The organism is Myroides odoratimimus (genome assembly GCF_030326305.1).
In the GTDB taxonomy this organism is placed as follows: domain Bacteria; phylum Bacteroidota; class Bacteroidia; order Flavobacteriales; family Flavobacteriaceae; genus Flavobacterium; species Flavobacterium odoratimimum_A.
On sequence record NZ_JACAKB010000007.1, the window covers coordinates 141,650 to 151,448 of the forward strand.

7 protein-coding genes and 1 tRNA gene are annotated in these 9,799 nt (G+C 33.9%); 3 read left to right on the forward strand and 5 right to left on the reverse strand.

The window, feature by feature from the left end; all coding sequences use genetic code 11:
- Positions 1–23: 23 nt before the first annotated feature.
- Positions 24–1,859: a lysophospholipid acyltransferase family protein gene (locus HX049_RS07820; protein ID WP_286415220.1), complete on the forward strand. Its 1,836-nt coding sequence runs from the start codon at positions 24–26 to the stop codon at positions 1,857–1,859.
- 33 nt (positions 1,860–1,892) lie between these two features.
- Here HX049_RS07820 and HX049_RS07825 read toward each other — a convergent pair whose 3' ends face one another.
- From HX049_RS07825 to serS, 5 genes are all read right to left on the reverse strand, one after another.
- Positions 1,893–2,837, reverse strand: coding sequence for a 2-hydroxyacid dehydrogenase (locus HX049_RS07825; RefSeq protein WP_286415221.1), 945 nt, complete (start codon positions 2,835–2,837; stop codon positions 1,893–1,895).
- A 24-nt stretch (positions 2,838–2,861) separates the two neighbouring features.
- Positions 2,862–4,214 (reverse strand): magnesium transporter, encoded by a 1,353-nt coding sequence (gene mgtE / locus HX049_RS07830; protein WP_286415223.1) that lies wholly within the window; start codon positions 4,212–4,214, stop codon positions 2,862–2,864.
- A complete protein-coding gene (gene rsmA, locus HX049_RS07835; RefSeq protein ID WP_286415225.1) occupies positions 4,204–4,983 on the reverse strand; it encodes a 16S rRNA (adenine(1518)-N(6)/adenine(1519)-N(6))-dimethyltransferase RsmA in 780 nt (259 codons plus the stop codon). Before rsmA ends, mgtE begins: the two co-directional genes overlap by 11 nt.
- A 7-nt stretch (positions 4,984–4,990) precedes the next feature.
- A complete protein-coding gene (locus HX049_RS07840; RefSeq protein WP_286415227.1) occupies positions 4,991–5,305 on the reverse strand; it encodes a DUF4286 family protein in 315 nt (104 codons plus the stop codon).
- A 104-nt stretch (positions 5,306–5,409) separates the two neighbouring features.
- Positions 5,410–6,681 (reverse strand): serine--tRNA ligase, encoded by a 1,272-nt coding sequence (serS, locus tag HX049_RS07845; protein WP_006260406.1) that lies wholly within the window; start codon positions 6,679–6,681, stop codon positions 5,410–5,412.
- A 315-nt stretch (positions 6,682–6,996) separates the two neighbouring features.
- Here serS and rseP point away from each other — a divergent pair, with 315 nt between their 5' ends.
- Both rseP and HX049_RS07855 read left to right on the forward strand, forming a co-directional pair.
- Positions 6,997–8,340, forward strand: a complete 1,344-nt coding sequence (rseP, locus tag HX049_RS07850) for an RIP metalloprotease RseP (protein ID WP_286415229.1) — start codon at positions 6,997–6,999, stop codon at positions 8,338–8,340.
- 90 nt (positions 8,341–8,430) lie between these two features.
- A tRNA-Asn gene (locus tag HX049_RS07855) sits at positions 8,431–8,504 on the forward strand.
- Positions 8,505–9,799 lie beyond the last annotated feature (1,295 nt).

Sequence of the window (9,799 nt, forward strand, 5' to 3'; positions counted from 1 at the left end):
GTATTACTTAATTTTGATTTTTAATGGGGTTAGTAACGGCGAAAGAAGTAGCAAAGGCAATTAACGTAGATAAGTATGGTTTTCTAGGAACCTTTTCGGGGTGGATGTTGATGAAGGCACTTAAGATCACTACGTTAAATAAAATTTACGACCGCAATAAGCATTTGTCTAATCTAGATTTTTTAAATGCTATCTTAGAAGAGTTTCAAATAGAATTTGAAATAGATCCAGAAGAACTTAAAAGATTGCCTAAGAAAGGGCCTTATATAACTATTTCTAATCATCCATTAGGAGGAATAGATGGTATTCTATTGCTTAAATTGATGTTAGAACATGATCCTGATTTTAAAATTATCGCTAACTTCTTATTACATCGCATAGAGCCATTAAAGCCTTATATTATGCCTGTGAATCCTTTTGAGAACAATAAGGATGTTAAATCAAGCGTTATAGGATTAAAAGATACTTTAAGACATTTAAGTGATGGAAAGCCCCTAGGGATATTTCCTGCAGGAGAAGTGTCTACGTATAAAGATGATAAACTTATAGTAGATAAACCTTGGGAAGAAGGAGCTATTAAACTGATAAAGAAAGCAAATGTACCTGTAGTGCCTATTTATTTTCATGCAACGAATAGTAAGTTGTTCTATTTCTTGTCTCAGATAAATCCTACACTGCGTACAGCTAAACTACCTTCTGAACTATTGACTCAAAAAAATAGAGTAATCAAAGTAAGGATAGGTAGACCGATATCAGTAGAAGAACAGAGTGAACACTATGATATAAATGATTATGGTAACTTCCTGCGTTTTAAAACATACTTATTGTCTAATGCTTATAAGGATGAAGATATACGTAAATGGATTAAAGTACCGTCATTTAATTTCAAATTACCAAAAAGCGTGAAAGATATTATTGAGGCACAGCCAGTAGAGAAGATTTTAGAAGAGATTAATACGCTTAGAGAAGGTGATTATAGATTATTGCAAAGTAAAAATTACGAAATATTCTTGTGTAAATCAGAGCTAATACCAACTATTCTAACAGAATTAGGACGTTTAAGAGAAATTACGTTTAGACAAGTAGGAGAAGGAACGAATAATGAACTAGACCTAGACCAGTATGATAAATATTATCACCATATGTTCTTATGGGATAATGATACTCAACAGATTTGTGGAGCATATCGTATGGGATTAGGGACAGAGATTTATAAGAAATATGGAATCAATGGGTTCTATTTAAACGAGTTGTTCCGCTTTGAATCTGAGCTATATCCTATGATGTCTCAGTCTATAGAGATGGGAAGGGCTTTTATTATTAAAGAATATCAACAAAAACCAATGCCTCTATTCTTATTGTGGAAAGGTATTGTACATACTACATTGAGATATCCTGAGCACAAGTATCTGATAGGAGGGGTGAGTATTAGTAATCAGTTCTCTGATTTCTCTAAATCATTAATGATTGAGTTTATGAGATCACATTATTTTGATCCTTATATCGCTCAGTATGTCACTCCTAAGATGGAATATAAAGTAAATCTTAAGGATAGTGAGAAAGATTTGATCTTTAGTGAAACAGATTCTGATTTAAATAAATTCGATAAGATCATTGAAGATGTAGAACCAGGAAAGTTAAGATTGCCTGTATTGATTAAAAAATACATTAAGCAGAATGCAAAGGTAATCGCTTTTAATGTCGATCCATTGTTTAATAATGCAATTGATGGTCTGATGTATATCAAGATTGCTGATCTACCAGAAAGTACAGTGAAGCCTGTAATGGAAGAATTCGAAGCAGAACTTGAAAGAAAGATTCAAGAAGAAAATAACAAAAGTGAAAAGCAAGAGTCATAAAAAAGGAGTTTCAATTGAAACTCCTTTTTGTTTTTAGTATAGTGCTTTGATTTTGTCTATAATCGTTTGAGCTAGTTTTTCCTTGCTCTCTATTGTCCATCCTCCGATATGGGGAGATAGTAAGACATTCTTGGCTTGTATTAAGTATTGCATCGGTTCAGGAAGAGTATTATCCGAAAACATATTCTCGAAAGAAGACTTTTCGTATTCTAATACGTCTAATGCAGCTCCTCTTACTTTACCAGACTTTAGAGCTTCGACTAGATCTATAGTATTGACAGACTTCCCTCTAGCAGTATTTATAAACCAGAAAGGTTTTTTGAACCCTTGGATTACTTCCTTGTTGATTAGATACATGGTCTCCGGTGTCTGTGGAGTATGTAGACTTAGTATATCTGCTCTTTCTTGTAACTCTGCTAAACTTACTTGTTTTGCATAGGCATTCTCTAGTCCTTCTCTGATATCGTGGAAGATTACTTCACAGTCAAACCCTTGAAGGCGTTTGGCAAAAGCATTTCCCATATTTCCATAGCCTATAATACCTACTGTTTTACCTTCTATTTCATGTCCTCTGTTTCCTTCTCTAATCCAGATTCCTTGTCTTACTTCTTGATCGACTAAGTTGAGTTTATTCATTAGGCTTAGTAGCATCCCTAAGGCGTGTTCTCCTACTGCAGTTCTATTGCCCTCAGGAGCAGCGATAAGTGCTATACCTTTAGCCTCTGCGTATGTACAGTCTATGTTTTCTAGACCAGCACCTACACGTCCAATGAACTTTAAGTTAGTTGCTTTCTCTAAAAAAGATTGGTCGATAGAAAAGCGACTTCTAATAATGATACCTTCATATTCATGTATACTTTCAGCTATTTCTTCTTTACTAGCAGTGTAGTTTTCTACATTTTCGTATCCCAGCTCAGCTAGTTGTGTAATCATTAAAGGGTGATTACTATCTATATGTAATACTTTCTTAGTGTTCATTGTGGTGATTTAGCTTTAAACAATTTAGAAACCTAAAATAACTTTTGCAATTGAAAAGTAAATTAAGATTCCAAATATATCATTACTTGTCGTGATAAAAGGACCTGTTGCTAAGGCGGGGTCTATACCATACTTATTCAGTAAGATAGGTACAAAAGTACCGATAAGACTGGCGATGATAATTACACTAATCAGTGCTATAGATACAGTGATACCTATAATGTAATCGACTCCTAGTAAGAAGTGACTTCCTAGCATCATTAGGATAGCAAGTAAGAAACCATTTAATAAACTAAGTGTTACTTCTTTTCCTAATCGTTTCCATATAGATCCAGTGATAGAATTATTAGCGAGTCCTTGTACGATAATAGCAGAAGATTGTACTCCTACATTACCTGCCATAGCTGCAATAAGAGGGGTGAAGAAGAATAGTACACCAAACTTCTCCATAGCTCCTTCAAAGCTTCTAGATACATTAACAGCTACGAATCCACCTATCATGGCGAGTATTAACCATGGCAATCTTGCTCTGGTCAGCATAAGGATACTATCGTTAGCCTCTACGTCTTGAGAAATACCTGCTGCTAATTGGTAATCTTTATCTGCTTCTTCTTTAATAACGTCTACGATGTCATCTATGGTAATACGACCTACTAGCCTTCCCATCTCATCTACTACTGGTATAGCTTCTAAGTCATATTTCTGCATAATACGAGCTACCTCTACATCTTTAGTATCTACTTTTACGTAATCTACATTTCGAATATAGACATCACTGATGTGTGTTGTAGTAGAAGAAGTCAGTAAGTCTTTAAGAGATAGCCTCCCTTTTAGACGGCCATCATCATCTAGTACATATATAGAATGCACACGTGATACATTCTCAGCTTGTTTGCGCATTTCTTTGACACAAGTAAGTACAGACCAATTTTCATTGACTGATACAAATTCCTTGGCCATTAATCCTCCTGCCGTGTCTTCGTCATAACGCAAAAGCTCAACAATATCTTTTGCATGCTCTAAGTCTTCCAGCTCTGAAAGTACTTCTTCTTTCTTAGATTCTGGTAGTTCAGAGATAATATCAGCAGCGTCATCCGTGTCTAATTCATCTAACTCTTCCGCAATTTCTTTAGGTGATAGAGTTTTTAATATTTTTTCACGGACATCTTCATTTAATTCTAAAAGGATTTCTGCTGTTACTTCACTATCTAATATGTCAAATATATAAATCGCTTCCTCTCCTGAAAGCTCATTCATAATCTCTGCTATATCGGCATAGTGTAAATCTTTAAGAATTTCTAATAATTCCTTTTCATTTTTTTCAGCGATTAAATCTTCGAATTGTTGTAAAGATTCTCTACTGATTTTAAACTCCATAGGCTTCTATTTTCTGTGTTAGTTCTATAAATTCTTTATAGTCTAATTGTTCTGGTCTTAAATTAAATACTTCTTCCGATCTTATTTCCTCTGGCAAGTTAAAGCTTTTTAAGCTGTTGCGTAATGTCTTTCTTCTCTGATTAAAGGCAGTTTTTACTACTGTAAAGAATAATTTTTCACTACATGGTAGACTGTAATCCTCTTTACGGATCATACGCATTACCCCTGACTTTACTTTTGGAGGTGGGTTAAATACGTGTTCATCTACAGTAAACAAATATTCTGTTTCATAGAATGCTTGTGCTAATACTGAAAGTATACCATAAGCTTTAGTTCCTTTTTTCTCACAGATACGTTCTGCTACTTCCTTTTGGAACATACCTGAGAACTCAGGGATGTAGTCTCTTAGCTCTAATGCTCTAAACACGATCTGTGTAGAGATATTATAAGGGAAGTTACCGATTACAGCAAAAGGCTCTTGATTAAAAGCACGTACTATATCGAATTTTAGAAAGTCTTGTGCGAATATATGGTCGTGTAGCTTGTTATAATGAGCATGTAAATAATCTACAGACTCAGTATCTATCTCTACTACGAATGTTTCTATCGGTTTGTCTAATATATATTTTGTTAGAACTCCCATACCTGGACCGATCTCTAATACCTTCTTGTATCCTTCTAATGTCAAGGTATCAGCGATTCTCTTTGCGACACTTTCGTCAGTTAAGAAATGCTGACCTAAGTGTTTTTTTGCTCTTACTTTATCCATGGTTATCTTATTGATGTTCGCTGATTAGTTCTAGTTCTGTCTTAAATGTTAGCATAAGCTCACCGAAAAGGCGTTTAGCTTCGTTCTCAAAACGATCAAAGTCTTCTTTATAGAACTGATCTAGTAATTCTTTGCTCTTTGTTTCGAATTGAATAGAATAAGTTTTTCCACCCATTTCTTCTTCTATGAGTACCTTCACGATTTTAGCTTTGTCAAACTTTCCTGTTGCTAATATACCTGGTATATAAGCATTTTTTGTCCATTGCATCCATACGTCATGTGCGCTCTCATGAATGTTGACTGTGATATTATATATGATCATAATTTTAAATACACTGAGTGATTTTATTTTTGCAAAGATAAAAAAAGCACCAAATGTCTTATTTCGAATATTTGGTGCTTTTTTTATAAGGTTATTGGTTTTAATTAGTCGATAATATCAAATCCTGTATAAGGGCGTAAAACTTCTGGAATTACGATTCCTTCTGGTGTTTGATAGTTTTCTAAGATACCTGCTAGTACACGAGGTAATGCTAATGAACTACCATTTAAAGTATGTGCTAATTGGTTTTTACCATCTTTATCTCTAAATCTTAATTTCAATCTATTCGCTTGGAATGTCTCGAAGTTTGATACAGAACTAATTTCTAACCATCTGTCTTGTGCTGTAGAGAACACTTCGAAGTCATAAGTAAGTGCTGATGTGAATCCCATATCTCCACCACATAATCTTAAGATTCTATATGGAAGTTTAAGGTCGTTCAATAGTCCTTTAATATGTTCTACCATTCCGTCTAATGCTTGATAAGAATTATCTGGGTGTTCGATACGTACGATTTCTACTTTGTCAAATTGGTGAAGACGGTTAAGACCTCTTACGTGTGCTCCATATGATCCTGCTTCTCTACGGAAACATGGTGTATAAGCTGTACACATAATAGGTAACTCAGTCTCTTGTAAGATAACATCTCTAAAGATATTAGTCACAGGTACCTCGGCTGTTGGGATTAAGTATAAATCGTCAACAGTACTGTGATACATCTGTCCTTCTTTATCTGGTAATTGTCCTGTACCGTATCCTGATGCTTCATTGATTAAGTGAGGCACTTGGTATTCTCTATATCCTGCATCTGTATTCTTGTCTAAGAAGTAAGAGATTAATGCGCGTTGTAGACGAGCTCCTTTACCTTTATATACAGGAAAACCTGCTCCAGTAATTTTATTTCCTAGTTCAAAGTCAATGATGTCATATTTCTTTGCTAATTCCCAGTGTGGTAGAGCACCTTCATGTAGAGTAGGTACTTCTCCTGCTTCGAATACATTTAAGTTATCATCAGCGTCTTTACCAGCAGGCACTATGTCTGTCGGTACGTTTGGTATAGTATATAACTTCTCTGTTAATAAAGCAGATACATTATTAAGCTCTTCAGTTAATTGTTTGCTTTGGTCACGTAAGTTTGATGTTTTTTCTTTGATGATTTCAGCTTTTGCTTTTTCACCGCTTTTCATCAACTCCCCGATGCTTTTGGATAGTTTGTTCGATTCTGCTAATACATTGTCTAATTCCACCTGTGTGCTTCTTCTTTTCTCATCTAATTCAAGCACTTCTTTTAGCAAATCGGCAACATCAAGATTTCTTTTGGCTAATCCTTTAACCACTTGCTCTTGATTTTCTCTAATAAAAGCTATCTGTAACATATTATAAATATTAATTGTAAAGCAAAGTTAGAAAATACTTTTCTATTAACAGCTATTTTACGTACCTCTTTATAAGTTTTGTAGAACATTATGCACTTTATTTGGTACTTTATTAGCTTTTCTAAATAATAATTTAATTAATAGAGTAGCTTTGAAATAATATGTGAAGTGCTTTTTTGCTTTATTACACTTTGTTTATCTAGTTATTTGTGTGAAAGAATTGATAATTTAAGTCTTGATTTAAAAAAAAGTGAGATTAGTTAAAGTAATATTTTACTTTTGTCTGAATAATTTTAGAGTCTGTAAAAAATAAAAATGGATATACTTATTAAATTATCTCAATTCTTATTGAGTTTGTCGTTGCTAATTATCTTACACGAGTTAGGACATTTTATTCCTGCTAAACTTTTTAAAACACGTGTAGAGAAATTTTATTTGTTTTTTGATGTTAAGTTTTCTTTGTTTAAAAAGAAAATAGGAGATACGGTTTATGGTATTGGGTGGTTGCCATTAGGTGGATATGTAAAAATATCTGGTATGGTAGACGAAAGTATGGATACAGACCAATTAGCTGGTGAACCACAACCATGGGAGTTTAGATCTAAACCAGCATGGCAACGTTTGATTATTATGTTAGGTGGAGTTACGGTAAACTTTATTTTAGCTTTTGTTATCTATATTGGTATGGCTTATGCTTATGGTGAATCATATATTGCTAATAAAGATGTAAAGAGCGGAATCTGGGTTCAGAACCCTATATTAGAAGAAGCTGGTCTGAAGACGGGTGATAAGGTATTGACGGTTGACGGAAGGGAGATTGTGAAGTTTAATAGCCTGCCAGAGGCGATCCTTATGGGGAAAGATATCGAGGTAGAGCGTGCTGGTGTAGTTGAACATGTACAGTTACCTGTTGATTTTCTTGGGCAAATCACAGAGAATAAAGGGAATGGTTTTATAGGACTGCGTATTCCTTTTATTGTAGGAGGTTTTGGAGAGAACTCTATTAATGAAGGTACATTAATGGTTAAAGATATTGTGAAGTCTATTAATGGGGTAGAGACACCTTTTTTTGATATGGTAAGCAATGTTTTAGAAGAGAACAAAGGAAAGACTGTTGCTGTTGTAGTGAATCGCGATGGAAAAGATACGACTGTTGATGTAAAGGTAAATCAAGAAGGTAAGATAGAGACATATTATGCTCCTGCTTTGCCATTTGATAATTTACAAAAATTAGGACTATATGAGATTAGTAGAGAACAGTATTCTTTAGTAGAAGCCATTCCTGCTGGTTTGCATATGGGTAAAGATAGAATCATGAGTTACTTCGGACAGTTAAAGAAAATTGTTCAACCTGAAACAGGTGCTTATAAAGGAGTAGGAGGGTTTAAAGCGATTTATGACATCTTCCCGCAGTTCTGGAGCTGGCAAGTGTTTTGGAGTATTACAGCGATGTTGTCTATCATGTTAGGAGTGATGAACTTATTACCAATCCCTGCTCTAGATGGAGGACATGTTATCTTTTTATTGTACGAAATGATCTCTGGAAGAAAGCCAAGTGATAAATTCTTGGGGAACGCTCAGATGGTTGGGTTCTTCATACTTATTGCATTACTGTTATTCGCTAATGGGAATGATATTTATAAGGCAATTTTTAATTAGATGAAAAAAATATAAAAAAAATGCTTGTTGTGTTTGCAGAACTAAAAAATCGTTCTATATTTGCATCGCAATAAAGGTAAGACATCACCTTCCTCCTTAGCTCAGTTGGTTAGAGCATCTGACTGTTAATCAGAGGGTCCTTGGTTCGAGCCCAAGAGGGGGAGCAGAGAAGCCAGTCATTGACTGGCTTTTTTCTTATAACCGTTTAGGTTATGGAATTTTAAAAACAAGAATACAAGTAAAGAAATTTACTTTTTAAGGGGATTTGAAAAGCGATATCGAACAGGTATCGCTTTTCGCTTTTCTAGAATATATGAAATCTATTTTATGATTGGTTATATTTGAGAACATTTGTTTAATGTTAGCATCCTTTAAAGAGAAGAAATAAATAGAGGTTTGACCTCTTGTCATGAGACAAGAGATTTATTTATAAAAAAACATTATCTACAGCCCTGGCTTATACAGTCTAGGGCTTTTTTGTTGCTGTGATTTAATTAGTCTTGTTCAAGAGTGCTACAATATCTGTTCAAGATTGCTTCAATAAACAGGTGCTCAGGTAGAGTAATCTTGTAGAAATGTTGAAGGGGTGTTGAAGCAAAGGGTGTGAACAGAGATTATCTAAGGGGTAGGGAAGAGTTGGTTATTTAGGTAGAAAATAGTAGTAATGTTTGTTAGTTGTTGGTAAACAACTGATTACGGTGTTATTTGCTCAAAGTGAGAATAAAAAAACTACATCTATTTTTCTTTAAAACAAGGTAATAGCTACTTTATAGCGGTGTTTTCTTTAAAAAAACAGGACTCTATAAGTATAGATATTATAAAAAGGAAGATAAAACACCTCTATATAAGGTAATATAATATGTATAAATCGCTAGAAAGGTCATAACAAGGGATATTCTCAATACTTACACTTATATATACTAGATTACAATATTAAATACACTCTACCATCTAGCCTTACGTATATATAGTATAGAGAAGCCATAGCGCAATAACTTTTAAAAAAAGATAAAAAAACTTTTACTCGTAAAAGGTGATATAATAGATAGTTAAGAAATAGTTTTCAAAAACCTTGAAAATAATTCAAAGATAAGTTTGGAAGTAAAGGAAAAGATACTACTTTTGCATCCGCATTAGAGAAGTGATAACGACTCTAGAGGCAGACGATCATAGACAAAAAGAGAAGCAAGAATTACTTAAAATAAACTTTAAAAAATTTACGAAAATAAATTTGGATAAGTAAAAAATAAGGTAGTATCTTTGCAGTCCGCTTCAGTAAAGACGGGGCTTAGCGAAAAAACAAGAAAAAATATTTTCTAAAAAAAGTTTTGCTAATTCGAAATAAGTTTTTACTTTTGCACTCGCTTTGAAATACAAGTGAGAATAGAATAAGAAGACACGTTCATAAACATATTGGATTGACAGCATACAAATAAGAGAGTAAGGCAAATCGCAAGAT